This is a genomic window from Pseudomonas sp. 18173 (genome assembly GCF_050432945.1).
Taxonomy (GTDB): domain Bacteria; phylum Pseudomonadota; class Gammaproteobacteria; order Pseudomonadales; family Pseudomonadaceae; genus Aquipseudomonas.
This window is the reverse complement of the sequence record NZ_JBKFTN010000016.1, coordinates 38,314-61,602: the sequence shown is the minus strand read 5'-3', so window position 1 is coordinate 61,602 and position 23,289 is coordinate 38,314. Positions and strand designations below refer to the sequence as shown.

Below are 23,289 nucleotides of genomic sequence, written 5' to 3'. Positions count from 1 at the left end.
ACCCGAAGGTGGCTTTTCAATACAAGAGGTCGCCGGCTATCAGTAAGCCTTGCCCGTCTTGTAGAAGTTCTCGAAGCAGAAGTTGGTCGCGTCGATGTAGCCTTCGGCGCCACCGCAGTCGAAACGCTTGCCCTTGAACTTGTAGGCAATCACGCAACCATCCTGTGCCTGTTTCATCAGGGCGTCGGTAATCTGGATCTCGCCGCCTTTGCCTGGCTCGGTTTGTTCGATCAGGCTGAAGATGTCCGGCGTCATGATGTAGCGACCGATGATCGCCAGGTTCGACGGGGCATCTTCCGGCTTTGGCTTCTCGACCATGTTGCGCACGCGGTACAGGTCGTCACCGATCAGGTCGCCTGCAATCACACCGTACTTGCTGGTTTCCTGCGGGTCTACTTCCATGATCGCGACGATGGTGCAGCGATACTGCTTGTACAGCTTGACCATCTGCTTGAGTACGCCGTCACCTTCCAGGTTGACGCACAGGTCATCCGCCAACACCACGGCGAACGGTTCGTCACCGATCAGCGGGCGACCGGTCAGGATCGCGTGGCCCAGGCCTTTCATTTCGGTCTGACGGGTGTAGGAGAACGAGCACTCATCCAGCAGGCGACGGATGCCGACCAGGTATTTCTCCTTGTCGGTGCCCTTGATCTGGTTTTCCAGCTCGTAGCTGATGTCGAAGTGGTCTTCCAGGGCGCGCTTGCCGCGACCGGTAACGATGGAGATTTCGTTCAAGCCGGCATCCAGTGCTTCTTCGACGCCGTACTGGATCAGTGGCTTGTTCACCACCGGCAGCATTTCTTTGGGCATGGCTTTAGTCGCTGGCAGGAAGCGAGTACCGTAACCGGCTGCTGGGAACAAGCATTTCTTGATCATATAAGTCCTTGAAAGGGCTGTGTGTACGAGTTTCGGCGCAGTCTAATCAGGCGGCGTGCACCTTACAATGCCCCGCGCTGGCTAACCGATGTCAACATAGAGAAATATTCTTGCCGATAGTTCCCTGCAACCATGCGCAGGTCGCGGCACAACCTCTTATGCATAGCAGAGACTCGCGCAATTGCACGGTTTCTACCACAGCGGGCATCCCACCGTACGCCCAACGGCACCCGTTGCATGTGATTGGCTGTATCATGGCGCGATTGAACCAGACAACGAGGCAAATAGATGTCGGCAGCAAAAAGCGTCAACGGATTCCTGATCAATCAGCTGAAGGACGGTCAATGGTGGGTGGCGAGTGCCGCCGGTGAAAATATCGCCGGACCTTTCCCTTCCGAAGCCCTGGCAATCGAAGTGGCTTCGGTGCTGGAGCTTGAACACCCGGAACCGAAGCGACGCGGCAAGGACAAGAACTGACCGACGCGCCTTTCCAATAGCCCTGTCATTGCACAGGGCTTTTTTATGATCGCAGAAAAAGAAGTGGCCTTTCGCTATAACCTTTTCAATCCGGCGCTGTCTCAGCCATGGCCAACCACCCTGACGATGATCAATCCATGAACAAGATTTTGCCTTTGCTGGCAGTATTGGCCCTGAGCGGCTGTGCAACGTCGGAAGAAACCTACCTCGACAACGGCGAGCAGGGCCTGACGATCGATTGTTCGGGAGAGGCCAATTCCTGGGCCGCCTGCTATGAAAAGGCCGATGCCTCCTGCGCAGGTACCGGCTACCGGATTGTCGGCACCGACGGCACGCCATCGCTCAAGGAAAGTGAAAAGACCTTCGGCGCCGATATCGGCAATTACAAGAACCGCAGCGTCGTGGTGGTCTGCAAGTAAGGCGCTGGGCCCTACAGATGAATTTCGGCGAACTTGATCCCGAGTCCGCGCAATGTTTCGATCAAGTCATTGAGATTGCCGAAGGACTCGACTTCATCGTTGTCATCCACCAGGAAATAGCTGCGCCCGGCGCTTTTCTTGAAAAACACGATCCACTCTCCAAGGTCCGCCGGATTCTGAATCACGTGGGTGGCAGAGATAAGCCCCTCTGCGTGGCGCGCCCGGACCTGCTCTCGCTTCATGTTCGACTCCAGAAATAGCGATGCCGCCAAAGCCAGGCTTTGGCGGCATCGGTGCTGTGGGTCGATAGTCTATCAGCCGGAAATGCACTCGGTGGCGGCATTCTGTACGTCCTTTGGACGTACCGGGACATTGGACATGCTCTCGTGCAGCTTGATGCTGCTGCCGCCCGAGCGCTCTTCAATGTCAAATACCGCAGACGGACCCGAGGAATACTTGAGCGGCACGATCACGCGCACCCCATCCTTGTGCGGCTCGATTTGCAGGGCGCCACGGCTTTTGGCCAGTTTTTCGCTGAGGCATTGCGCATATTCATGGGGTTTCTTGCCAGAAATCACGTTCATGGTCGGCAGCGTCGCATTGATTTCAGAGACGTTCGCACAACCGCTCACCAATACCGCCAGCGAAAGAACAGGAAAACCCCACTTCATACAAAACCTCCGATAAAGACGCTCGGACAGCGTAGATGCGTTTTTTCTCCAAGTCGGCCTACTTTATCGCTCATCAAAGGTGAAATTAGCGTTTTTAATTGTCAAAGTGGCCGGATAATAAGGTAGTCGGGCTGATAAACTGCGCCAATCGCCCATGCTATCGTTTTGATTTTGTAGAAAAAGCCCTTCTGGAGGCGCCTCATGAAATTTATCCACCAGCGCGAGCACCTCAATGAAGACGACATTGTCGTCATTCAATGCTCGCAAATGTGCAACATCCGCCTGATGAACGACGCCAACTTCCGCAGCTTTAAAAATGGCGGCCGTCACACCTATCACGGCGGTGCATTCGACACGTTTCCGGCGCGCATCACCGCTCCGAGTACCGGTTTCTGGAACATCACCATCGATACCGTCAACCGGCGCCCTATCAGCGTGACCCGCAAACCCACCCTGACACACTCGATCAAAATCATTCGCCGCTCCAGTTCGAAACTGAGCTGAGCCGCGAACCCGAAACAAAAGACAGGCAGATACAACCGTGGCCCAAACGACCAAGTACGTCATCAAATACAAACTCAACGGTGAGCGCCGCTTCGAGTTTGCCCAGCTTGAAAACGGCACCGCAGAAGAAGCCAAGGCGGCGCTGGATGCCATTCACGGACAGGACGACGTCATCAGCGACATCAGCGTCAGCAAAGCGCTGTAAGCCGACCCGGAGCGACAATGGACGTCGGCTCCCGCTCGCAGTTCGACCGCAAGCACCGGAGTGCCTGCTGCATCCTTGCCTTTTAGACTGGCCACCTCAACCACAAGAGGCCTGGCAATGAGCGAGCAATATCTGGACGGGCTGGACTGGCCCCGGCTGGAACAGCAACTGGATCAGGACGGTTGCGCCGTCATCCCTTCGTTGTTGAGCCACAAGGCTTGTGATCAGGTCAGCGCCTGGTACCCCCGGCCCGAACCCTTTCGCTCCCACGTGGTGATGGCTCGCCACGGGTTCGGCCGTGGCGAGTACAAGTATTTCGGCTATCCATTGCCGGACCTCGTGGCCCGCTTGCGCAGCGCGCTCTACCCACGGCTGGTGCCCATCGCCAACCGATGGCATGAACAGATGGACCTGCCGACCCGCTTTCCAGACTCTCACCAAGCCTTTCTCGAGCGCTGTCATGCCGCTGGTCAGAACCGTCCGACGCCGCTGTTGCTGCAATATGGTGCGCAGGACTACAACTGCCTGCATCAGGACTTGTACGGCGAGCACGCTTTCCCGTTGCAAGTGGCGATTCTGCTGTCGGCCCCGGACGAAGACTTCACTGGCGGCGAATTTGTCATGACCGAACAGCGCCCGCGCATGCAGTCACGCCCGATGGTCATCGGCCTGAAGAAAGGTGACGGGCTGATCTTCGCGGTCAACCAGCGGCCGGTCAAAGGGGTTCGCGGTTACTACCGCGTGACCCTGCGTCACGGCGTGAGTCGCCTGCACAGTGGCAAACGGCATACCCTTGGAATCATTTTTCACGATGCGTTATGACCCCATGAATCCGCTGACTTTCGATCTGTTTGCCAATGCCGAGCCCGAGCAACAGCCCAGGCGCGAGCAGATCGGCGAACAGTCCTATGTGCTTAGAGGTTTCGCCCTGCCCTGGCTTGAGCGGTTGTTGCCCGCCCTGGAGACGGTCCTCGCGGCCGCGCCGTTTCGGCAGATGGTCACGCCCGGCGGCTTTACCATGTCGGTCGGCCTGAGCAGTTGTGGCACCTTCGGCTGGACCACTGACCGCAGCGGTTATCGCTACACCCGCGACGATCCACAGACCGGCCAGCCCTGGCCAAGGATGCCCGAGGTGTTTTTCCAGTTGGCGCAAGCGGCGGCGCAGGCAGCGGGCTTCAGCGAATTTGCGCCGGACTCCTGCCTGATCAACCGTTACCTCCCCGGGGCAAAAATGTCATTGCATCAGGACAAGGACGAGCATTCCTACGCTGCGCCTATCGTTTCGGTATCGCTGGGCCTGCCGGCAATGTTCCTGTTCGGCGGCTTTGCACGCAGCGAGAAAAGCCAGCGCATCCCCCTGCTGCATGGCGACATCGTGGTGTGGGGTGGCGTCGATCGCCTGCGCTATCACGGGGTGCTGCCGATCAAGGACGGCCTTCATCCGAGGCTCGGCGAGCAACGCATCAACTTCACCTTCCGTACCGCCGGATAACGACTTCGAATTTGACCGCAAGCGCCGGAGTGTGTGGCAATTACCCCATGGTTAATGTGCAGGCAACTCCTCAAAGGACATGACGCCATGACAACCCAATCGAGCAAGATCACCATCGAAAACGATCCACGCTGGGCCGCCGTGGTTGCGCGCGACCCCAAGGCGGACGGGCAGTTTGTCTATGCCGTGAAGACCACCGGCATCTACTGCAACCCCAGCAGCCTCGCGCGCTTGCCCAAGCCACACAATGTCGAATTCTTCGACAGCGCCGAACAGGCGCAGGCCGCGGGTTATCGTCCGAGCAAACGCGCGACCAGGGATCAGAGCGCACTCGCCGCGCAACATGCCGCCACCGTGGCTGCCGCATGCCGCCAGATCGAAAGCGCGGAAACGCTGCCTGCCCTGGGCGAACTGGCCGAGACGGCGGGACTGAGCAGCTTCCACTTCCATCGTGTGTTCAAGGCCGTCACCGGCCTGACGCCCAAGGGCTACGCCGATGCTCATCGCTCACGCAAGGTGCGCGAGCGCCTGGCGGATGGCGGCTCGGTGACCGATGCCCTGTATGACGCCGGCTTCAACTCCAACAGTCGATTTTATGAAGCGGCAGACCATCTGCTCGGAATGAAACCCGGGGACTACCGCGCGGCCGGTCAAAACAATGACATTCGTTTTGCCGTCGGCCAGTGTTCGCTGGGGGCGATACTGGTGGCGCAGAGTGAGCGCGGGGTCTGCGCGATCCTGTTGGGTGATGATCCACACCAACTGGTCTGTGATCTGCAAGACAAATTCCGCCGTGCCAACCTGATTGGCGCCGATCATGAGTTCGAGCAATTGATTGCCAGGGTCGTCGGCTTTATCGAGGCGCCGGCCATTGGCCTTGATTTGCCTCTGGATGTACGCGGCACGGCGTTTCAGGAGCGTGTCTGGCAAGCGTTGCGGGAAATTCCCGTTGGCAGCACGGCCAGCTACGCCGAGGTCGCCCAGCGAATCGGCTCGCCAAAAGCCGTTCGCGCCGTGGCTCAAGCCTGCGGCGCGAACAGCCTGGCCGTGGCAATCCCTTGCCATCGTGTGGTGCGCAGCGATGGGCACCTGTCGGGCTATCGCTGGGGTGTCGAGCGCAAACGCCAGTTGCTGGAACGCGAGTCGCAGTAATCAGCGATTCACGTCCACCACCACCCGCCCGCGCAACTGCCCGGCAAGCAAGCGCGGCGCGGCTTCGATGGCTTCGCTCAGGCCGATTTCGTGACTGATCAGCGGCAACAGGTTGAAGTCCAGATCCCTGGCCAGCCGACTCCAGGCCTCCACACGCCTGGCTTTGGGCTGGGTCACGCTGTTGATCCCGGCCAGGGTCACACCGCGCAAAATGAACGGTGCAACGGAGGCCGGAAAGTCCATGCCCTGGGCCAAGCCGCATGCCGCGACGGTGCCGTTGGCCTTGGTGCTGGCGCAAGCATTGGCCAGGGTGTGGCTACCGACCGAATCGATGACCGCTGCCCAGCGCTCTTTGGCCAACGGTTTGCCCGGCTCGGACAGCGTGGCACGGTCGATGATTTCGCCAGCGCCCAGTTGCTTCAGGTAGTCGTGCTCCGACGTACGCCCGGTGGAAGCGACCACCCGGTAGCCGAGCCTGTTGAGCAACGCGATGGCGAAACTGCCGACGCCACCGTTGGCGCCGGTCACCAGTATCTCACCCTGCTCAGGCGTCACCCCGTTGTGCTCCAGCGCCAGGATGCACAGCATGGCCGTGTAGCCCGCCGTACCGATGGCCATCGCTTGGGCAGCGGTGAACGCCTTGGGCAGCGGAATCAGCCAGTCACCGTTCAGGCGCGCCTTCTGCGCCAATCCGCCCCAGTGGCCTTCACCCACACCCCAGCCATTGAGCAGGACCTGGTCACCGACCTTGTAGTCCGGATGCCCGCTGGCTTCGACGACACCGGCCAGGTCGATGCCCGGCACCATCGGGAATTTGCGCACCACCGGACTGCTGCCGGTGATCGCCAGGCCATCCTTGAAATTCAGCGTGCTGTAGGCAACACGCACCGTGACATCGCCCTCGGGTAACTGATCGTCCTGGATCTCTTGCAGTGTGGCCCGGTAACCGCTGTCGTCTTTGTCGATCAAAATACCTTTGAACATCACGGCCTCTCAATGGAATCAGTCTGGTTGTGGTGTAGTTGAAATAACACATGGCAACAGATTGCCGTACCCGACTTTAAGCTAACCGGGCAATCCCGGTATCCATGAGCGCAATGGCGGCGCCGGCCGAAATCACCACTGGCCTTGCACCGATCGTTGCGTTACAAATCCTGTTCTACCGTCCCTGCCCTGCTTCAACGTCGGAGAACATTGCACATGAACCAATGGCCAGATACCCGCATCCTTGACCTGCTCGGGATCGAACTGCCGATCATCCAGGGGCCGATGGCCGGTGCCACGAACTCGTCCATGGTGATTGCAGCCTGCAATGCCGGCGGGTTGGGCTCGATGCCAGCGGCGATGCTCAGCATCGATCAATTGCGCGAAGAACTGAAGACGATTCGCCAACACACCCAGCGCCCGATCAACGTCAACTTCTTCTGTCATCAGCCGCCAGCCCCTGATGAGCAACGCGCGCAGGACTGGAAAAACCTGCTGCAACCCTACTACCAGGAACTTGGTGTCGACTTCGATGCGCCAACGCCCGTGTCCAACCGGGCGCCGTTCGATCACGCGGCCTGCGAAGTGGTCGAGGAGTTTCGCCCTGAAGTGGTGAGCTTTCACTTTGGCCTGCCGGAAAAATCCCTGCTCGAGCGGGTCAAGGCCACGGGTGCCAAAGTGCTGTCCTCGGCCACCACCGTCGCCGAAGCGGTGTGGCTGGAGCAGCATGGCTGCGATGCAATCATTGCCATGGGCTACGAAGCCGGGGGCCATCGCGGGATGTTTCTCAGCGACGACCTGAGCAGCCAGGTGGGAACGTTCGCCTTGGTGCCACAAGTCGTCGACGCGGTGAAAGTGCCGGTGATTGCCGCTGGCGGCATCGCCGATGCACGAGGAGTCGCCGCTGCCTTCATGCTGGGCGCTTCGGCGGTACAGGTGGGTACGGCCTACCTGTTCACGCCAGAGGCCAAGGTCAGCCTGTCCCATCACAAGGCCTTGCGCACCGCCCGGGAAAGCGAGACGGCCATCACCAACGTGTTCACCGGGCGCCCGGCCCGGGGCATTCTCAATCGGGTGATGCGTGAATTGGGCCCCATGAGCGCCAAGGCGCCGGCCTTCCCCCTGGCCGGTGGCGCGCTGATGCCGCTGCGAGCCAAAGGTGAAGCGGACTTCAGCAATCTCTGGGCCGGCCAGGCATTTACCCTTGGTGTCGAATTGACCACCGCGGAACTGACTCGACAACTGGCTGAAGAGGGATTAGCGAGACTGCTACGTCGCCCCTGAGCATCACTTTCGTTAAAATTGTATACAATTTTATGACAGCACATTCCGTTTAAAGGCAATTCGCTATATATTTCTGTACATAACGATTCACCCCCTGCTGCAATTGCCTTTAACGGAGCCGTTTCATGACCATTCGTGCCTCACGTTTTGCCCCTACCTGCCTGGCGAGCCTTGTCGCCGTATTTGCCTTCGGCTCAGCCCAGGCAGACGAAGTCCAGGTAGCGGTCGCTGCCAACTTCACCGCGCCCCTCCAGGCTATCGCCGCGGATTTCGAAAAAGACACCGGGCATAAATTGGTCACCTCCTCTGGTGCCACCGGCCAGTTCTATACCCAGATCAAAAACGGCGCGCCGTTCGAAGTGTTCCTGTCTGCTGACGACAGCACCCCGCAAAAACTTGAAGCCGAAGGCGACACCGTCAAGGGTTCGCGCTTCACCTACGCGGTCGGTACCCTGGCGCTGTGGTCGGCCAAGGAAGGCTACGTCGATGCCAAGGGCGATGTGCTGAAAAAGAACCAATACCAGCACCTGTCCATCGCCAACCCGAAAGCCGCGCCTTATGGCCTGGCAGCTACCCAGGTACTGGCCAAGGAAGGGCTGACCGACAAGGTCAAGGACAAGCTCGTTGAAGGCCAGAACATCACCCAGGCCTACCAGTTCGTCTCCACCGGCAACGCCGAGCTGGGTTTTGTCGCCCTGTCGCAGATCTACAAGGACGGCAAGATCACCAGCGGTTCGGCCTGGATCGTTCCAGCCAGCCTGCACGACCCGATCAAACAGGACGCGGTGATTCTCAACAAAGGCAAGGACAACCCGGCCGCCAAGGCATTGGTTGACTACCTCAAGGGGCCGAAAGCGGCCGCTGTCATCAAGTCCTACGGCTACGAAATCTAAATGTCGCTATCGAGTGCCGATGTATCCGCCATCTGGCTGACCCTGAAACTGGCGTCCCTGACGACCGTGATCCTGCTGATTGTCGGCACTCCGATTGCGTTATGGCTTGCGCGCACCCGCTCCTGGTTGCGCGGTCCGGTCGGGGCGATTGTCGCCCTGCCCCTGGTGCTGCCACCGACGGTGATTGGCTTTTATCTGTTGCTGGCGCTCGGCCCTCACGGGGTCATCGGCCAGTTCACCCAATCACTCGGCCTTGGCACCCTCACGTTCAGTTTTGCAGGGCTGGTCATCGGTTCGGTGCTGTATTCGATGCCGTTCGTGGTCCAGCCACTGCAGAACGCGTTTTCCGCAATCGGCACACGCCCGCTCGAAGTGGCTGCGACGTTGCGGGCAAATCCCTGGGACACCTTTTTCAGCGTGACACTGCCCCTGGCCCGCCCCGGTTTCATTACCGCCGCCATTCTCGGTTTCGCCCACACCGTCGGCGAGTTCGGTGTGGTGCTGATGATCGGCGGCAATATTCCCGAAAAGACCCGCGTGGTCTCGGTGCAGATCTACGATCACGTCGAAGCCATGGAATACGCCCAGGCCCATTGGCTGGCCGGGGCGATGCTGGTGTTCTCGTTTGCCGTCCTGCTGGCGCTGTATTCCAGCCGTAAAACCAAAACGGGCTGGAGCTGACCGATGATTCAAATGCGCCTGACACTACGTTATTCGGGCTTCGCCCTGGACGTCGACCTGCAACTGCCGGGCCGTGGCGTCACGGCACTCTACGGTCATTCCGGCTCGGGCAAGACCACGTGCCTGCGCTGCGTCGCCGGTCTGGAACGGGCCGACCACGGTTTTATCCAGGTTAACGGTGAAGTCTGGCAAGACAGCGAAAACAAGGTGTTCGTCGCGCCGCACAAACGCGCGCTGGGCTACGTGTTCCAGGAAGCCAGCCTGTTTCCTCATCTGTCGGTGCTGGCCAACCTGGAGTTCGGCCTCAAGCGTATCCCGAAGCCGCAGCGTCGGGTCGACATGGCGCACGCCACCGAATTGCTGGGCATCAGCCATTTGCTGGACCGGCATCCACAACACCTGTCCGGCGGTGAGCGGCAACGCGTCGGCATGGCCCGCGCCCTGCTCACCAGCCCGAAACTGTTGTTGATGGACGAGCCGCTCGCCGCGCTGGATGCCCAACGCAAAAGCGAGATCCTGCCCTACTTGCAACGCTTGCACGATGAACTCGACATCCCCGTGCTGTACGTCAGCCACTCCCAGGATGAAGTCGCGCGCCTGGCCGACCATATCGTCTTGCTCAGCAACGGCAAGGCACTGGCCAGCGGCCCGATCGGCCAGACCCTGGCGCGCCTCGACTTGCCGCTGGCGATGGGCGACGACGCCGGCGTGGTCATCGAAGGTCACGTCAGCGCCTATGACGCCGACTATCAATTGCTCAGCCTGCAACTGCCCGACACCAGCCTCAACATTCGTGTACCTCATACGCCACTGGATACGGGCCAGGCCCTGCGCTGCAAGGTCCAGGCGCGGGACGTGAGCCTGAGCCTGCAGAGTACCGGGCAAAGCAGTATCCTCAATCGCCTGCCGGTCACCGTGGTCAGTGAAATGAACGCCGACAATGCCGCCCATGTGCTGATTCGCCTGGACGCCGCAGGCACGCCACTGCTGGCGCGCATCACGCGCTATTCCCGCGATCAACTCAACGTCCACCCTGGCCAGCAACTGTGGGCACAAATCAAAGCGGTTGCGGTGCTGGCGTAAATCCGGCGGCACGCCTGAACCGACGAATCGACCTGTCTATTTTTTGCACGATCACCAATGGCTTCTATAGTTGATGTGATCAGGAATCCGCAGCGGAGAGGCCATGGAAGACATTTTCGTCGTCAAGCGTTGCAACAAGATCATCATCCATGGTCGCCGTGCGGGTGAACATGACCACCTGCCACCGGATGCTGCGGTCTGGTATCGCATTGCCGATACCCGCACCCAAGGCTTCATCGGCGATGGCTACGATGTTGAAGAGGACGCCCTGCGTGTTTGCCGGCAGTTGAACGCCAAATCACAAGTGACAGCCCGACAAAGCTGACGGCCTGTCGCCATTTTTTAACGGGTCTATACTGAAAAGGCTGAAGGATCAGCGACCCCATCGGCAGAAAGCTCGCTCCAGGCGGGCTTTTTGCTGCCACACCCAGGTTTCTTGAACGGAGGTGTCTCCCATGTCCGAAAAAGAGTCCATCACCACCCTGCTCACCTTGCTGGACTCCCGTCAGGCCCGCCTGGCAGCGGCTTGCAAGGAAATCGCCGATTGGGTCGATCATCAAGGCGGGCACCCCACCGCCCTCAGGATTCGTGATCGCCTGAACGATATCGAGAAGGACACGCCGCTGATCCGGCACACGCTGTCGTCTCTTCAACCTGTCGACCGGCCTCTGCCTCGGTTCAGATGATCCGTCACGGACTTACGGTGCGAGGACAGGCCCGATTCGGGCAGCATGATCGGTGACGGTGACGTCTCCGAACGTTCGGCTGCCTGCCAGGATTCATTCCTCTCCCACAACCCGGCCCGGAGCCGGGATTTTTTGTTGTGCAAAACCAGCCGTCCATAACACCAGGACCGGGCGACTGGCTGATTTCCCGCGCGCGAATTCAATCGGAGGGGAAATCCATGAACAGAGGCGTCACTTTATTGCGTGTCGATGCCCTTGCGCGCCGGCTCCATGATCTCGCGCAGGGACATGCGCTTGAACGCCTCGACCAGTGCTCGCCCTTCCTGCGGTGCACAAGTGACCGCCAGGCGCATGGTCGCCTCACCCAGGTGCCAGATTAAAAACGCCGACTCCTGAACCTGTTGTTCATCGATGCCTGGATATACGCAAAGCATCGCCTGGGCCAGTAGCGTACCGGCCACCCGACTCTCCACCAGTTCCAGTTGCAACAACTGCTTGTCGGCCTGCATGCCGGACCAGATATCACGCATCACCGGTGTCGCCATCACAATCTCGTAATACAGGTCGAGCAACTGCGTATAGGCGGCTTGCAAGCCCTGGGCATCCTCGACGGCCTCCATCGCCTCTGCAATGCAGCGACGACTTTCAGCGTTGTAGCGCTCGGCCAGCGTGCGGATGACGGAACTCTTGTCGGGAAAATACTGATAAAGCGAACCGATCGAGATCCCGGCAAGCTCGGCGATTTCGCTCATCTTGAGTTGGTCGCTGCCCTTGTCCGCAATCAATTGAGTCGCCGTCGCCAAAATCCGCTCCTGACGTTCGCGGCTGCGCTGTTGCGTGGGGTTGCGTCGAACAGCCTCTGCAGCAGGTTGTTCGAGGGCTTCAGGAGTCTTTTTGCGCACCGGTGAATTTCCCGATCAATAACGTGACATGTACTCACCTTAGCATCGCCACTGCCAACACCCAATAACAGATACCGCACGTCGGGGAACTCGAACCGGCGGGTTGACGGAAAAACATGAGGATCTATCATCTTTTAAACATGAGCATCACTCACATTAACCGATGGAGATGAACGCGATGAAAACCGATCAACCAATCACGCTGGTCCTTGGCGCCACAGGCAAAACCGGGCGGCGAATCACCCAACGACTCGAAGCTGCCGGCCGGGTCGTTCGCCGTGGCTCCCGCGAGGCGAATCCCCCTTTCGACTGGGAAGATCGGTCAACCTGGGACGCGGTGATTGATGGCGTCGATGCGGTCTACATTTGCTTTCAACCGGATCTCGCTGTTCCTGGCGCCGTGGACACCATCCAGGCGTTCACCGACCTGGCGGTTAAAAGCGGAGTCGGCAAACTGGTCCTGTTATCCGGTCGCGGTGAAGTCGAAGCGGAACAGGCCGAACGCGTCGTACAGGACAGCGGGATTGACTGGACGATTCTGCGGGCCAGCTGGTTCTGCCAGAATTTCAGCGAGGCGCACTTTCTTGAACCCATTGTGCAAGGCGAGCTCGCACTCCCCGTCGGCCAGGTTGCTGAACCCTTTGTCGATGCCGAAGACATCGCCGAGTGTGCCGTCGCCGCACTGACCCAACCCGGACACAGCAACCAGCTCTATGAATTGACCGGCCCCCGGGCGTTGACCTTTGCCGAAGCCGTGACCGAGATTGCCCGCTCCACCGATCGCAGCATCGAATTCGTGGCCGTACCCGCGGAAGCCTATCGACAGGCCATGGAACAGCAACAACTTCCCCAGGCGTTGATCGACCTGGTGCTCTATCTCTTCACCACTGTGCTCGATGGCCGCAACACGCCAATAGCCGATGGCGTACAGCGGGCACTGGGGCGGCCGGCGCGCGACTTCAGCGACTACGTGCAGCGCACTGCCGCTGCGGGCATCTGGGGAGAAGCAAGCCCGACGTAACGCATTGGCGAAAACAGGGTTCCTCGTCTAGGGTCTCTTGCGTATTGAACTGCGGTGCCTTTATTGGCAGGAGCCTGATTCAGGAGGAACCCATGTCACTCAATCGTAGTGCCGAACAAACCTACCGCCAGTGGTCCACGCCGATCCTGCTGGAACTCAAGGAGCGAGAGCATCAAATGAACCCTTCAGACCGCCAGGCACTGGAAAACGTGCTGCTGGAAAGAAGGCTGATCAATACCGGCAACCCGGCCGGCAGCGATCGCCGCAAGGCGGAGCCGGCGTCCTGACAAGCATCAGGAACGACTGTCCGGATATAAATACTGGAGCAGAAACAAACAAGGGCTTGCATGGCTTTGGCCGGCAAGCCCTTGATTTTATCAAGAACGGAGGTTTTCGGTTCGTGAGGGAACCTCGATCAGACGGCACTCTTTGTCCGGTGTTGTTTCGGTCTTGTTAAATCCATTTTTGATAATTATTGATTTCCCGAGTCCCGCCCCATCTACTTTAAATGCACCTCGAGGAGGGTCAGCCAGAGTAGAGCCTACAGGTGAAGCTTTTGACGGACGCTTGCAATGCACTCGAATCTGCATTCACAGCGGCTGCCCTCCTCACCCTATTGACCAGGCAAAACCGCCGTACGGAGGGATTCGAGGATGCTGATAAAAATCGAGAAGGCGAGCACACCGCAAGACTGGAATGTCTGGATGAACAAGTGGTGCGTTAAATTTCGCAGCTATGCACAAGCCGTAGCGTTCGTGAACAGACTGGAAGGCCGGATAAATGCACCCCATTCCTTGCCTGTCAGCGTAGACAGACGTGCATTGGAATCGGCCTGACCTCACTATTTTCAGTACGACATCTGCCCAGTCCCTGGCCGCGGCCTTTACTCGCTAAAACCACCCGCTACGCTCATCCTCCAGCTCCTGGCGACACTGCTTGAGCTGGGCGCTATAGATCTCTGACTGCTTTTGCACTTTCTGGGCAACCTGCATCAGCCAGGGTTTACTGCGATAGGAATTGCGACTAAAGCCCCCACGCCCCTCGTGATAAGCCAGGTACTGATTGTAGGTGTCCCATTTGGAGATTCCGAGCTGACGCTGGGTGCCAGTGGTGTACCAACCGATAAACATCATCGCGTCGTCGAAGCTATCACGCGAACCACCGTTGCCAGTACTGACCTTGTATTCGCCCCACACCGGATCCTGAGCCTGCGCATAACCGTAAGCCGAACTGACTCGCCCCCAAGGGATCACCCAAAGCAGATAGTCGCGAGGCGGCAATGCGTCAGCCACGAAACTGCTTTCCTGCTTCATGATCGCCATGGCCACGTGCAGAGGCGTCCCGTACTCACTCTGCATCTCAAGAGAGTCTTCATACCAGTCGGGATACTCACGGTAAATACTGCAGAGATTGCCTTGATCTTTTGGTGGTGTGGTTGTGCAACCGGTCAAAAATACAAACAACAAAGCCAACAGCAAAACGTGCCCTTGTTTCATTCATCCCCCTCAAAAACAAGGACACAAACTGCCCTCCGTTTACTGCAAGGCGCCTGAATCAGGCAATTGCAGACAAAAACGTCAGAAGACATCCATCCAGTTCGCGTCACCCTTATTGCGAAACTGCTTTGTAAATCACTGTTGCAGACGTTCGGTTGCAGGACGCAACAAGTTGCGCAGCAGACATTTGATTTTGCGGTGCAAAGAAACAATAGCCACCGTCTGGCTAGCTGTTCAATTCAGCGCCAGGCAGGGGTCCGTGACGCACTATAATTTAGTGCAGGGGGGGACCTTCGGAGGTGGCGCCATGCGTATCTTCAAACAGCTCCTGCTTTTGTTCGCAGGGCTCCTGGCAAGCAGCCTTTCCCTGGAGGCAGTCAGCGGTGGCGGCCTCGGTCAAAATCCTCACCCGGCCGCTCTGGTCAGTGGGCAGCCACAGCAGTGCGGGCAATTCCACCATTTCCACAGCGGCTCGTTTCATGGGGGAAACCGGCATTTCATGCCGATGAACAACCGGCACTTCGTATCCATGAACAACCGGCATTTCGTACCGATGTTCAACCGGCAATTCGTCCCAATGGACAACCGGCAATTCGTACCAATGGATAACCGGCGCTTCATACTGATCCGCCGGATGAACAACTTCGAGGTGATCAGAGTGCCAGGGGTCAGCGATCAGTCCTTCGATTCCGGGCACGTTCACTTTGTGCGCCGCTTCGATCCGCATACTGGGCTGTTTCTGATTCAACCGGTAACATTCGGCAGGTAATGGACCCGCTTGATCACACCAACTTCGTGATGACTGAGCAATACATCCGCAGCCGATGAGCCAATAGGTTGATTACAACGTCGAAGATGAACTCCATTTTGATCCTCGTGCCTTCTTGACGATTGCTGTCTGTCGCGACCGGCTAAAACGACCCGAACCGGTCAGTCGTGACAGGCAGAAAACGCCCCAGGCTGTGAAAAAACGCGGGCACCGTCTTGAAGACTGCGTTGCTACATAGAATCTGTCGGCGTTGTTTGATCAGCACACCAAAAATTTGCGTAGACGCGATTTTCGTCCTGATCCTGACAGTCAAACCTGCTCTTAGGCCCCATCGTGTGTCCGGGGCCGAGCGGGCAATTGCGAGCGGGGCGTGAAGATGGCCAAGGCAACCGCCACGATGAAGAGCGCCGGCACGTCACCTGCCAAGTGCCCCATTTGCCCCGGCTGGGTGACCGACTGGACGGCCATGATTGCTCCGTGTACGGCGCTAGACCACACGGTGAACCAGATCAGGCTCAGATTGGCTAATGGATCACGTGCGGTCAGGATCAAGAACACGCCAAGTGTGGCGTAGATGCCAACGATCATCATCGGGTAGTCCGAGTGACCGACGTGCCAGGCCCAGCCGGACGGCCAGAACAACATAAGCGGGTAGAGAGCAAGGCACGCGAGGCCAGCCAAAACCAGGACGACGCGCAAATACCTGAGGCGATCGACTACGGTCATGGCGGACTCCTCTTTGGACCTGACTCTAAATAGCCCCCAAGTGGGGTGATGACGCCGTCACGGGCTTGGTGGACAACATTCCTTGTTCTGTCCTCTATCCCTGACCAGGCCGGGCATTGTGACAGCCGGGTGACCGCTGAAGGGGTTTATACACCATGGATGGAAAGCCCAATCTGCTCAATCAGTTCCAGCAGTAGAACAAGCATAGCTACTAGTTTGCTATCGCTCCGTCCACCGACTGCTTTTGGCTGTGGATTCAACCGGTCGATGCAACAGATTGGCTAAATCGTTCAGCGGGCGTCTCGTAGATTAGTGTTTTCCGAGGACGGTTGTTCAGTTGCCTTGCCACTTCATTGAGTGTGGCTTGCGAGTGCTCCGCAAGGTCGGTCCCTTTCGGGAAGTACTGCCTTGACAACCCGTTGGCGTTCTCATTCGATCCCCGTTGCCAGGGACGATGGGGGTCGCAGAAGTAGACCTTGCAGGCCTTGCTCTGTAAGGGCTCCAGTAGATCACCGGAATCTAGGGATCTAACATCGGTCAACCTGAGTCGTGTCCGGATTGGCCCCCGTGTCTAACCGGCTGGATGGACATCATGGTGTTGGCCCGTATCGACGGTGCACCGGCCGGGACCAAGGGCATTTCGCTGTTTCTGGTGCCCAAGTTGTTCCAGATGATGAACGAGGCTCGTATCGGCGTTGGCCTCGGAGCCGCCAGTCTCGCTTATCAAAGCTACATTCACGCCCTTGACTATGCCCGGCAGCGTCCGCAGGGTCGCCTGCCCGGCAACAAGAACCCGGCGGCGCCCACGTGCGCATCGTCGAGCATGCCGATGTGCGCCGGATGTTGTTGCAGCAGAAGGTCTACGCCGAAGGCGGTCCAGTACTGGCGCGACAATCGCCTGAGCCCGATCCACGAGGGCACCGAAGGCATCCAGGCGATTGACCTGTAAAGCCGCAAACTGGGCCCTCGTAGAGGCGACGGTTACCGGCTGTTCACCGCCGAAGTGCTGGCCACCGACGGGCCATGCTCAACAGTCGAAACGACTAAGCGCTCTATGCGAATCAAACGGCAGGTAACGCGATTGCCGGTCACGCATGACCTTGATCATCGCAATTTCGGGATCACTGGAGAAAACCAGCCGCCCGCCACAGGCCACCAGGTGATCCAGCAGCCGCTCTTTCTCACCGACCAGGCCTTCCGGGTTACGGTCGTTGGCCGTGGTGACATCCAGGCGCAGCCAATGCGTACCGGGAATCAAGTCGCCCGCGAACACCACCGGACCGCCCGGCATGGTGATCTCCGGAATCAATTGTCCTGGCGTGTAACCATCGCTGAAGTGGAACTGCCAACCATCGCCCAGCTCATCGCATCGCGTGCCATCGACCAGCACCAGTCGACCGCTGCTTTCGAGTCGGTGCACGATCTGCCGCACGAACAAGGACCGATCATGTGGATGATTGTGGCAAGCCCGGGACCAGTGCCGCGCCCCGGTAATGTATTGCGCGGAGGGAAACAGCAGGCGCGGCGTATTGCCATCCTTGACCGCTGCACATAGCTCCGGGCTGAGTTGCGCATGAACGTGGGTCAGTACCACCGCGCTGATGTCGTCTTCAGTGAGCCCGTGTTGCGCCAGGTTCTCCAGCAATCCCGAAGTGTGTTTCTGGCAGTTGCAGGTCCGCCGCAAGGGCGCGAGCAGCGCACCCGCGCCTGCCAGAATCAGGATATTCCGGCCGCCCTGCTGCACCAAAAGGCCCCGGGAGGCCAGATCGACCAGATTGTCCTGGTCAGGCTTGATCCAGTCGACCCACAATTGCCTTGGCGTTTTTCCGAACATCACGCCACCATCAAGCTTGCGACTTCTACCGGCCAAAGTGGATATGCAACGGTTCACAGCAGATACCTCTTTGAATTCGCGCGCCCGCAGCAGAACGTGTGGCAGGCGCGTTTTATGAGGCCTGCAGGTTAATCCTCCATCACCGCCTCGCACCCCACCCGAGTAGAGTGGGTCGCGAAGGGAGAGAACATCATCGATGTAGCGCTATCACTGGGGTACGAAAGTCCAAGCGCGTTCACGCACATCTTTAGGAAGCCGGTTGGTAAAACACCCAGCAATTCCCGCAAATAACAGAGGGCGCCCCGGTGTAGCCAATTGAAGGCCTATTGGGTTCAGCGACCGGTTGAATCCACAGCCAGAAGCAGCCGTTCATATGAACGACCGCTTCCCACTCAAGGCAGCCTACCGGTTAGTAGTGCAAGTAACATGGCTGACATTTCCAGGTAAGGAATCTTATGAGCACATTGTCGACACTGATCACGCAGGCGCGTGAAGGGTTATGCATCCAGCAGAAGATTTCCCAAGAAAGATGGGAGGCGATCGCCTCTCAATGCGGTCCTGCAGAGATAGCAGAGATCGAGGAGCGAATCGCTGCATTGAGAGCCGAGCTGGGAACCATCGAAGAGTGGGATGGAGAAACCATGGACGATATAAATATCGCCATTTTCCGATTTTCTCAGTTGCTGAAACTGTCCGCGGGCGCACCGTGAGTGCCTGACCGACCGTTTCACGCCCTGGCGTGCGAGCGTTCGCGCCGAAAAAGTGCAGTTCGGCACCGACACTCAACGCTCAGGGGTAACTTTGATCTGGCAAGGAAAAAAGCCGGGATCGAAAAGCTAAGAAAGTGATGTCTACAAAACAGGAATTGCGGCAAGAAAAAATTAAGGGCTTGCATGAGAAACCTTACGCAAACCCTTGATATTCATGGTGCCCGAAGCCGGAATCGAACCGGCACGCCCTTACGAGCGGGGGATTTTAAGTCCACATCAAAACCCTTACAAATTAATCACTTAGATCGGTAATTGCTACAATTATTAGGCGTATGTGTTTTTTCGGAAGCCTCTGTTTACCGGCCTTGTGGATTTTTTTGCGGAGCAAAACAATCTGAGTCCTAGTGGAAATCCGTAATCAGAAGGTGATGCCTGATAGTACGATCCTCAGCTGTAGGAAGACAAACCAAGAAAATGACAAGGCACTACCACTGAACAGCATCATCAGCACCAAACGCCGGAGCGGGCGCATATTGTCCTGCCAGAAGGCAATTATCTCTGTGATCGCTAACGCGCTACGATCATCCTTGAACAGATGGTCCAGACCTTCAGCCTCTGACATCATGTTCACTTTTCGGTGGCTGGGTAAATTGTGCGCAATATTTATCGGTGATTTAAACCACTCAAACACGATGTCCCCGGCCTTAGCTTGATCCTCCGGCCCAATGTCGTAAATCTCCAAGTGCCTGAGCACCAACCTACGCATCACAGGTCGATTACCTTCTAGGGAACGGCTGGGCTTAAATTTTTCCATTTTCTTACTAGTCCGCTCCCTGCGCCAAATCTTAGCGCCGGTAACTTGACTGAACTCGTAGAGCGCTTGTTCGATATGAGCACAGGCATAAACATTGAATCCCGCGAATGCGGGCACTCCGTATCCGCTCATAATCGCTAACGCGGTTTTGTCATGAGACGAGTCCATGTCAAGCAGTCGAGGATCAGGCCACCACTTGCGTACCTCCCACCAACGGCATAGCTCATCCTCGACTAACGCCTGCAGCCATCGTCTCCCACCTAAGCCCAGGTAACGCGGTTTAGGGCTCAGCGACTGTTTGAGTAGCGTTGGACAACACACTTCAAACCAGACTACTGCGACGATGTAGAAGAGCCCAGCGACCAGTAGCCAGTTAAACGGCACCGCATCTTTCGTGTGACCACGCAGCTCCGGCACCGCTTGGAACAACGCGCTAACTAACCCTGCAATAGCTGCGAACTTCAGCCCCGTTGAAGATTTCATATGCGACCAGAAAGACCAACTCGTTCGCTGCCTCAATCTGTGGTACCGCATTTCCTGCCGGGTACTCCTGCGGTTCTCCAGCGATGCCCGATACATATCCTGAGCGGGTAGCTGATTTAAGAACCACGCTAACGGGTTACGCTCTACAAATCTCTCTCGCCGCATCCGTTTGCGGTAGTCACGAGCGCTCTTTTGCACTAAGTCAAATACATGGGGCGAGACCTTATACGTGGTTTTCGTATCAGTTTCCTGGATGGGCTCGTCGGGCACCGGATTCGACATAGGAAAAATTCCTTCTTTAGAGTCAGTTGACGAAAATGATGCCAGTGTTCCTCGGCGCCGTCCAAACGATGAAGATCTGTCTCGTTGCCAATTTCCCAAGCTGATAACGAGGGTTCGATTCCCTTCACCCGCGCCCCTAATGTCAAGGCTTACAGCGATGCTGAAGCCTAGCTGCATAGGACTGGTGACAGTTCGTGGAAATCTGCACAGAACGTCATCGCTCCACGGTGCCAAAGGGAATAGCTTGATTTTTCGGGAAAGGCATCGGAAACGAGTAAGATTAGTAAGACCTCCCTTGCCTTCGCTGTAACCCCCTGATTTCATTGGGCGTGGAGTGCTTTGGAAAAGGTAATTTTTAAGTAATGTAGAGGTAAGATAATTACTCTTTAACAAGGTAATCTACCTCTTTACTACAAACCTTATAAATCAAGCACTTACATAAATATTACTTCTTTCATTACTCAAAATTACCTTCTGATGTAATCCGGCAAAGCCTGTAAAAACAGGGTTTCCAGCTCGTCCTCACTCCCGAATTACCTCATTACCTTTTTCCGATGCCGCTCCTGAAAATTAAGGGCGCAGCCTGATCAAGGTTCGAAACCGCCTTACTCGCCCTTCTTTTTCCCCCACCCTCGCAGGGATTCGCGGGCCTTAATCCTCCCTTATACCCAGACCCAGTCCCCGGCCGGTGCCGCTTTCGACCAAATGCAGAAGTGCAGAAAAAAAGACCCATTTAGCCCGCAGGCGAGGTGGGGGGACGACGGCGCGCGCCAAGTGTGAATTATCCAGGTGAACACATTGTGGCACGCCAACTCCCACTTTTTTTTGCAGACCATCTACTCATACTCGCGTCAGCCAAATGGCTCATTTACTGTCCGTACAAACAGTATTCGTACAACGATTTGCTCTCGTGAATTTCGACCAGGCCAAAGAGTTCAGGCTTCGTCAGTGGTGTTCGACCCTTGACAGCCACGACTTTCGAATTCGGCCCCATAGGCGCACTGTGAAACACTCCATTCGATGGTGGCCACATTGGCGAAAGAAGGGCTTGTCAACCAACTCCAGCAGTTCGAGGTGAATAAGATTGCGGGTGCGGCGTGCTGGTGCGCCGTAGAAGAGCTCCAAAGTTCCCCTGATCAATATCGGAACCTTCGAGCTATGACATTGTGAGGATCGGCACCGATATGAACTGCTAGGAACAATCAGTCGCTCCTTCTTTAATGAAGCAACTGACAAGCCTCCACGAACAACCTACACATACGACGGAAAGGTATTCCCGAATGCTAATGGGGCAGCCCTTGCACTCAACTTGTCCGGAGAAACCGGTAGAGTCACCGGCCTTATGTTGACGATACCGGACGGACAGCAATACAGACCGATCGAGACCGCGCACCATCGGTGGTACCACTTATGAGCCGCTTGATAACCCGGACCTATACCCCTCCCCGGTCGATGTAGCCCAACTAGCCCGAGAGTGCTGAGACCTTCACTCTGATGAAGGGCCGCAGCCATTCATTGAGCTGGCTTGATTCCGTTCCTGCACTGACTGCCTTGATCGCCTCGGTATGCGTGATGATATCCGCGTAGGTGTCGGGAAGGGCTTTACAACGAAACCCCCTCACCTTTTAGCGATTTTTGCTGATGGCAATATCATTTTTTTCAAAGACAAGGTAGTTTCTGCTTCATGCCCGACAGCTGCACTACGACGGTGTCAAACTCACAACATAAGAAGACTGGGCAATAAAAGGATTTGGAAATGGCTGAAGAAGCAATTTACCCTGGCGGCTCAAGAAAACGAGTGAGTCGGGCAGGTGACAACGTTCGAATTGATGCCGCGAGCAAGGACGACTTAGATACGATTGAGGAGTGGCGGGCGGCTCATCGAGGAGTGCTTAACACCTTCCAAGCTATTCTGAGAACTAGAACCAAGTTCACTGACATTATTGTTGCCCAACGACACAAACGAAAAAACACTATATTCAATAAACTACGACGCCTGCCGGGCATGAAGCTTGCCCGCATGGATGACGTTGCAGGATGCAGACTGATATTTCAAAGCCTCGACGAGCTATATGCTTTTCGAGCAAGCTTTCACAAAGCTCGCTTCAAACACAAAAGACGAAATAACGAAGAAAAGTACCATTACATAAACAACCCAAAGGATACGGGATATAGAGGCATCCACGACGTTTATGAATACGATGTAAATTCAGTTGCAGGCCAGAACCTGGCCGGCTTATACATTGAAATTCAGTATCGAACATTAGTTCAACACGCATGGGCGACGGCGATTGAAGTGATCGGTTTTATTACCGAGAGCCAGCCTAAATTCAAGCAAGGTGATCGTAGATACGAACAAGCCATGGCGCTTGCGAGTGAGATTCTAGCTAGGGCACATGAAGGACTAAAAGGTCCATTCCCTAACCTATCCGACAGAGAACTGCTTGAAAACTTTCTCCTGCTAGATAAGGAGCTCTCGCTATTACAAACTTTGCGTGGTTTAAACGAAGCCAAAGGTGAGATTTCCGACAAACGAAATACTATATTAATTTTTTCTGAGTCTGGTGAGCTTGAAGTCAAAAGCTATCGAGACGCGCCAGACGCGCTACGAGCATTGTTCGACCTAGAAAAGCAAATGCCGAACAAGGACATCGTATTGGTACGCGCCGATTCCAGCGAGGAAGTAAGACTGGCGTTTCGAAACTATTTTTCGGATGCTCGAGAATTCATTCGCCTGCTAGACGACGCCTGCGACAAACTCGGTAGAGTACCCAATGATCATCCCGCTGACATTGCGAGCTACCTAGCGCTATATGAAAGGAATACTGATTAAACTTGGTTC

General features: G+C 56.8%; 27 protein-coding genes and 3 pseudogenes. 20 read left to right on the top strand and 10 right to left on the bottom strand.

What is annotated here, in order from left to right:
* Positions 1–39: 39 nt before the first annotated feature.
* Positions 40–879, bottom strand: coding sequence for a UTP--glucose-1-phosphate uridylyltransferase GalU (gene galU / locus ACLD1X_RS18570; RefSeq protein WP_007975949.1), 840 nt, complete (start codon positions 877–879; stop codon positions 40–42).
* A gap of 288 nt (positions 880–1,167) precedes the next feature.
* Here galU and ACLD1X_RS18565 point away from each other — a divergent pair, with 288 nt between their 5' ends.
* Both ACLD1X_RS18565 and ACLD1X_RS18560 read left to right on the top strand, forming a co-directional pair.
* Positions 1,168–1,356, top strand: coding sequence for a hypothetical protein (locus ACLD1X_RS18565; protein WP_429370090.1), 189 nt, complete (start codon positions 1,168–1,170; stop codon positions 1,354–1,356).
* 137 nt (positions 1,357–1,493) lie between these two features.
* On the top strand, positions 1,494–1,775 hold the full coding sequence (locus tag ACLD1X_RS18560) for a hypothetical protein (protein WP_429370088.1): 282 nt from the start codon (positions 1,494–1,496) through the stop codon (positions 1,773–1,775).
* A gap of 11 nt (positions 1,776–1,786) precedes the next feature.
* Here ACLD1X_RS18560 and ACLD1X_RS18555 read toward each other — a convergent pair whose 3' ends face one another.
* Positions 1,787–2,017 (bottom strand): hypothetical protein, encoded by a 231-nt coding sequence (locus ACLD1X_RS18555; RefSeq protein WP_429370086.1) that lies wholly within the window; start codon positions 2,015–2,017, stop codon positions 1,787–1,789.
* 72 nt (positions 2,018–2,089) lie between these two features.
* Complete coding sequence (locus tag ACLD1X_RS18550) at positions 2,090–2,446, bottom strand: hypothetical protein (protein WP_429370084.1); 357 nt, start codon at positions 2,444–2,446, stop codon at positions 2,090–2,092.
* 201 nt (positions 2,447–2,647) lie between these two features.
* On the opposite strand from ACLD1X_RS18550, the gene ACLD1X_RS18545 reads away from it, so the two are divergent.
* The 5 genes from ACLD1X_RS18545 to ada all read left to right on the top strand — a co-directional run bounded on the left by ACLD1X_RS18545 (position 2,648) and on the right by ada (position 5,799).
* Entirely contained in the window at positions 2,648–2,950 is a 303-nt protein-coding gene (locus ACLD1X_RS18545) for a DUF1883 domain-containing protein (RefSeq protein ID WP_007900033.1), read from the top strand.
* Between the two features lie 37 nt (positions 2,951–2,987).
* A complete protein-coding gene (locus tag ACLD1X_RS18540; protein ID WP_429370082.1) occupies positions 2,988–3,155 on the top strand; it encodes a hypothetical protein in 168 nt (55 codons plus the stop codon).
* Between the two features lie 117 nt (positions 3,156–3,272).
* Complete coding sequence (locus ACLD1X_RS18535; protein ID WP_429370080.1) at positions 3,273–3,977, top strand: 2OG-Fe(II) oxygenase; 705 nt, start codon at positions 3,273–3,275, stop codon at positions 3,975–3,977.
* Positions 3,967–4,647: a DNA oxidative demethylase AlkB gene (gene alkB, locus ACLD1X_RS18530; RefSeq protein ID WP_429370078.1), complete on the top strand. Its 681-nt coding sequence runs from the start codon at positions 3,967–3,969 to the stop codon at positions 4,645–4,647. Before ACLD1X_RS18535 ends, alkB begins: the two co-directional genes overlap by 11 nt.
* A gap of 87 nt (positions 4,648–4,734) precedes the next feature.
* Entirely contained in the window at positions 4,735–5,799 is a 1,065-nt protein-coding gene (gene ada / locus ACLD1X_RS18525) for a bifunctional DNA-binding transcriptional regulator/O6-methylguanine-DNA methyltransferase Ada (protein ID WP_429370076.1), read from the top strand.
* Here the strand turns inward: ada and ACLD1X_RS18520 are convergent, their stop codons facing one another.
* Entirely contained in the window at positions 5,800–6,783 is a 984-nt protein-coding gene (locus ACLD1X_RS18520) for an MDR family oxidoreductase (protein WP_429370074.1), read from the bottom strand.
* Between the two features lie 216 nt (positions 6,784–6,999).
* Between ACLD1X_RS18520 and ACLD1X_RS18515 the strand changes: the two genes are divergently transcribed.
* The 6 genes from ACLD1X_RS18515 (at position 7,000) to ACLD1X_RS18490 (ending at position 11,410) form a co-directional block, all read left to right on the top strand.
* A complete protein-coding gene (locus tag ACLD1X_RS18515; protein ID WP_429370072.1) occupies positions 7,000–8,067 on the top strand; it encodes an NAD(P)H-dependent flavin oxidoreductase in 1,068 nt (355 codons plus the stop codon).
* Between the two features lie 125 nt (positions 8,068–8,192).
* Positions 8,193–8,960 (top strand): molybdate ABC transporter substrate-binding protein, encoded by a 768-nt coding sequence (modA, locus tag ACLD1X_RS18510; RefSeq protein ID WP_429370070.1) that lies wholly within the window; start codon positions 8,193–8,195, stop codon positions 8,958–8,960.
* Positions 8,961–9,641, top strand: coding sequence for a molybdate ABC transporter permease subunit (gene modB, locus ACLD1X_RS18505; RefSeq protein ID WP_429370068.1), 681 nt, complete (start codon positions 8,961–8,963; stop codon positions 9,639–9,641).
* Between the two features lie 3 nt (positions 9,642–9,644).
* Positions 9,645–10,724, top strand: a complete 1,080-nt coding sequence (gene modC / locus ACLD1X_RS18500; RefSeq protein WP_429370066.1) for a molybdenum ABC transporter ATP-binding protein — start codon at positions 9,645–9,647, stop codon at positions 10,722–10,724.
* 103 nt (positions 10,725–10,827) lie between these two features.
* On the top strand, positions 10,828–11,049 hold the full coding sequence (locus ACLD1X_RS18495) for a hypothetical protein (RefSeq protein WP_429370064.1): 222 nt from the start codon (positions 10,828–10,830) through the stop codon (positions 11,047–11,049).
* 130 nt (positions 11,050–11,179) lie between these two features.
* Entirely contained in the window at positions 11,180–11,410 is a 231-nt protein-coding gene (locus ACLD1X_RS18490; protein ID WP_007975977.1) for a hypothetical protein, read from the top strand.
* Between the two features lie 236 nt (positions 11,411–11,646).
* Here ACLD1X_RS18490 and ACLD1X_RS18485 read toward each other — a convergent pair whose 3' ends face one another.
* Positions 11,647–12,312, bottom strand: a complete 666-nt coding sequence (locus ACLD1X_RS18485) for a TetR/AcrR family transcriptional regulator (protein ID WP_429370062.1) — start codon at positions 12,310–12,312, stop codon at positions 11,647–11,649.
* Between the two features lie 178 nt (positions 12,313–12,490).
* On the opposite strand from ACLD1X_RS18485, the gene ACLD1X_RS18480 reads away from it, so the two are divergent.
* Both ACLD1X_RS18480 and ACLD1X_RS18475 read left to right on the top strand, forming a co-directional pair.
* Positions 12,491–13,333 (top strand): NAD(P)H-binding protein, encoded by an 843-nt coding sequence (locus tag ACLD1X_RS18480; protein WP_429370060.1) that lies wholly within the window; start codon positions 12,491–12,493, stop codon positions 13,331–13,333.
* 92 nt (positions 13,334–13,425) lie between these two features.
* On the top strand, positions 13,426–13,620 hold the full coding sequence (locus ACLD1X_RS18475) for a hypothetical protein (protein ID WP_429370058.1): 195 nt from the start codon (positions 13,426–13,428) through the stop codon (positions 13,618–13,620).
* Positions 13,621–14,223: 603 nt separating this feature from the next.
* Here ACLD1X_RS18475 and ACLD1X_RS18470 read toward each other — a convergent pair.
* Positions 14,224–14,829: a hypothetical protein gene (locus ACLD1X_RS18470; RefSeq protein WP_429370056.1), complete on the bottom strand. Its 606-nt coding sequence runs from the start codon at positions 14,827–14,829 to the stop codon at positions 14,224–14,226.
* Between the two features lie 307 nt (positions 14,830–15,136).
* On the opposite strand from ACLD1X_RS18470, the gene ACLD1X_RS18465 reads away from it, so the two are divergent.
* On the top strand, positions 15,137–15,598 hold the full coding sequence (locus tag ACLD1X_RS18465; RefSeq protein WP_429370054.1) for a hypothetical protein: 462 nt from the start codon (positions 15,137–15,139) through the stop codon (positions 15,596–15,598).
* 321 nt (positions 15,599–15,919) lie between these two features.
* On the opposite strand, the gene ACLD1X_RS18460 is transcribed toward ACLD1X_RS18465, so the two are convergent.
* Together ACLD1X_RS18460 and ACLD1X_RS18455 are read right to left on the bottom strand one after the other, a co-directional pair.
* Positions 15,920–16,324 carry a DUF6632 domain-containing protein gene (locus ACLD1X_RS18460; protein ID WP_429370052.1) on the bottom strand — a complete coding sequence of 135 codons (405 nt, stop codon included), beginning with the start codon at positions 16,322–16,324 and terminating at the stop codon, positions 15,920–15,922.
* A 256-nt stretch (positions 16,325–16,580) separates the two neighbouring features.
* A pseudogene (locus ACLD1X_RS18455) lies at positions 16,581–16,802 on the bottom strand (IS30 family transposase); the annotation flags it as partial.
* 114 nt (positions 16,803–16,916) lie between these two features.
* Here ACLD1X_RS18455 and ACLD1X_RS18450 point away from each other — a divergent pair.
* Positions 16,917–17,270 (top strand): annotated as a pseudogene (locus tag ACLD1X_RS18450) (hypothetical protein); the annotation flags it as partial.
* Positions 17,271–17,351: 81 nt separating this feature from the next.
* Here the strand turns inward: ACLD1X_RS18450 and ACLD1X_RS18445 are convergent.
* On the bottom strand, positions 17,352–18,158 hold the full coding sequence (locus ACLD1X_RS18445) for an MBL fold metallo-hydrolase (protein WP_429370050.1): 807 nt from the start codon (positions 18,156–18,158) through the stop codon (positions 17,352–17,354).
* Positions 18,159–18,320: 162 nt separating this feature from the next.
* Here ACLD1X_RS18445 and ACLD1X_RS18440 point away from each other — a divergent pair.
* A pseudogene (locus ACLD1X_RS18440) lies at positions 18,321–18,449 on the top strand (helix-turn-helix domain-containing protein); the annotation flags it as partial.
* A 164-nt stretch (positions 18,450–18,613) separates the two neighbouring features.
* Positions 18,614–18,868 carry a hypothetical protein gene (locus ACLD1X_RS18435; RefSeq protein WP_429370048.1) on the top strand — a complete coding sequence of 85 codons (255 nt, stop codon included), beginning with the start codon at positions 18,614–18,616 and terminating at the stop codon, positions 18,866–18,868.
* A gap of 418 nt (positions 18,869–19,286) precedes the next feature.
* Here the strand turns inward: ACLD1X_RS18435 and ACLD1X_RS18430 are convergent, their stop codons facing one another.
* On the bottom strand, positions 19,287–20,447 hold the full coding sequence (locus ACLD1X_RS18430; protein WP_429370046.1) for a hypothetical protein: 1,161 nt from the start codon (positions 20,445–20,447) through the stop codon (positions 19,287–19,289).
* 1,756 nt (positions 20,448–22,203) lie between these two features.
* On the opposite strand from ACLD1X_RS18430, the gene ACLD1X_RS18425 reads away from it, so the two are divergent.
* Entirely contained in the window at positions 22,204–23,280 is a 1,077-nt protein-coding gene (locus ACLD1X_RS18425; protein ID WP_429370044.1) for a RelA/SpoT domain-containing protein, read from the top strand.
* Positions 23,281–23,289: the final 9 nt, after the last annotated feature.

Coding starts and splice junctions, on each gene's coding strand:
- galU (WP_007975949.1), bottom strand. CDS start 879: ATGATCAAGAAATGCTTGTTCCCAGCAGCCGGTTACGGTACTCGCTTC.
- ACLD1X_RS18565 (WP_429370090.1), top strand. CDS start 1,168: ATGTCGGCAGCAAAAAGCGTCAACGGATTCCTGATCAATCAGCTGAAG.
- ACLD1X_RS18560 (WP_429370088.1), top strand. CDS start 1,494: ATGAACAAGATTTTGCCTTTGCTGGCAGTATTGGCCCTGAGCGGCTGT.
- ACLD1X_RS18555 (WP_429370086.1), bottom strand. CDS start 2,017: ATGAAGCGAGAGCAGGTCCGGGCGCGCCACGCAGAGGGGCTTATCTCT.
- ACLD1X_RS18550 (WP_429370084.1), bottom strand. CDS start 2,446: ATGAAGTGGGGTTTTCCTGTTCTTTCGCTGGCGGTATTGGTGAGCGGT.
- ACLD1X_RS18545 (WP_007900033.1), top strand. CDS start 2,648: ATGAAATTTATCCACCAGCGCGAGCACCTCAATGAAGACGACATTGTC.
- ACLD1X_RS18535 (WP_429370080.1), top strand. CDS start 3,273: ATGAGCGAGCAATATCTGGACGGGCTGGACTGGCCCCGGCTGGAACAG.
- alkB (WP_429370078.1), top strand. CDS start 3,967: ATGCGTTATGACCCCATGAATCCGCTGACTTTCGATCTGTTTGCCAAT.
- ada (WP_429370076.1), top strand. CDS start 4,735: ATGACAACCCAATCGAGCAAGATCACCATCGAAAACGATCCACGCTGG.
- ACLD1X_RS18520 (WP_429370074.1), bottom strand. CDS start 6,783: ATGTTCAAAGGTATTTTGATCGACAAAGACGACAGCGGTTACCGGGCC.
- ACLD1X_RS18515 (WP_429370072.1), top strand. CDS start 7,000: ATGAACCAATGGCCAGATACCCGCATCCTTGACCTGCTCGGGATCGAA.
- modA (WP_429370070.1), top strand. CDS start 8,193: ATGACCATTCGTGCCTCACGTTTTGCCCCTACCTGCCTGGCGAGCCTT.
- modB (WP_429370068.1), top strand. CDS start 8,961: ATGTCGCTATCGAGTGCCGATGTATCCGCCATCTGGCTGACCCTGAAA.
- modC (WP_429370066.1), top strand. CDS start 9,645: ATGATTCAAATGCGCCTGACACTACGTTATTCGGGCTTCGCCCTGGAC.
- ACLD1X_RS18495 (WP_429370064.1), top strand. CDS start 10,828: ATGGAAGACATTTTCGTCGTCAAGCGTTGCAACAAGATCATCATCCAT.
- ACLD1X_RS18490 (WP_007975977.1), top strand. CDS start 11,180: ATGTCCGAAAAAGAGTCCATCACCACCCTGCTCACCTTGCTGGACTCC.
- ACLD1X_RS18480 (WP_429370060.1), top strand. CDS start 12,491: ATGAAAACCGATCAACCAATCACGCTGGTCCTTGGCGCCACAGGCAAA.
- ACLD1X_RS18475 (WP_429370058.1), top strand. CDS start 13,426: ATGTCACTCAATCGTAGTGCCGAACAAACCTACCGCCAGTGGTCCACG.
- ACLD1X_RS18470 (WP_429370056.1), bottom strand. CDS start 14,829: ATGAAACAAGGGCACGTTTTGCTGTTGGCTTTGTTGTTTGTATTTTTG.
- ACLD1X_RS18465 (WP_429370054.1), top strand. CDS start 15,137: ATGCGTATCTTCAAACAGCTCCTGCTTTTGTTCGCAGGGCTCCTGGCA.
- ACLD1X_RS18460 (WP_429370052.1), bottom strand. CDS start 16,324: ATGACCGTAGTCGATCGCCTCAGGTATTTGCGCGTCGTCCTGGTTTTG.
- ACLD1X_RS18445 (WP_429370050.1), bottom strand. CDS start 18,158: ATGTTCGGAAAAACGCCAAGGCAATTGTGGGTCGACTGGATCAAGCCT.
- ACLD1X_RS18435 (WP_429370048.1), top strand. CDS start 18,614: ATGAGCACATTGTCGACACTGATCACGCAGGCGCGTGAAGGGTTATGC.
- ACLD1X_RS18430 (WP_429370046.1), bottom strand. CDS start 20,447: ATGTCGAATCCGGTGCCCGACGAGCCCATCCAGGAAACTGATACGAAA.
- ACLD1X_RS18425 (WP_429370044.1), top strand. CDS start 22,204: ATGGCTGAAGAAGCAATTTACCCTGGCGGCTCAAGAAAACGAGTGAGT.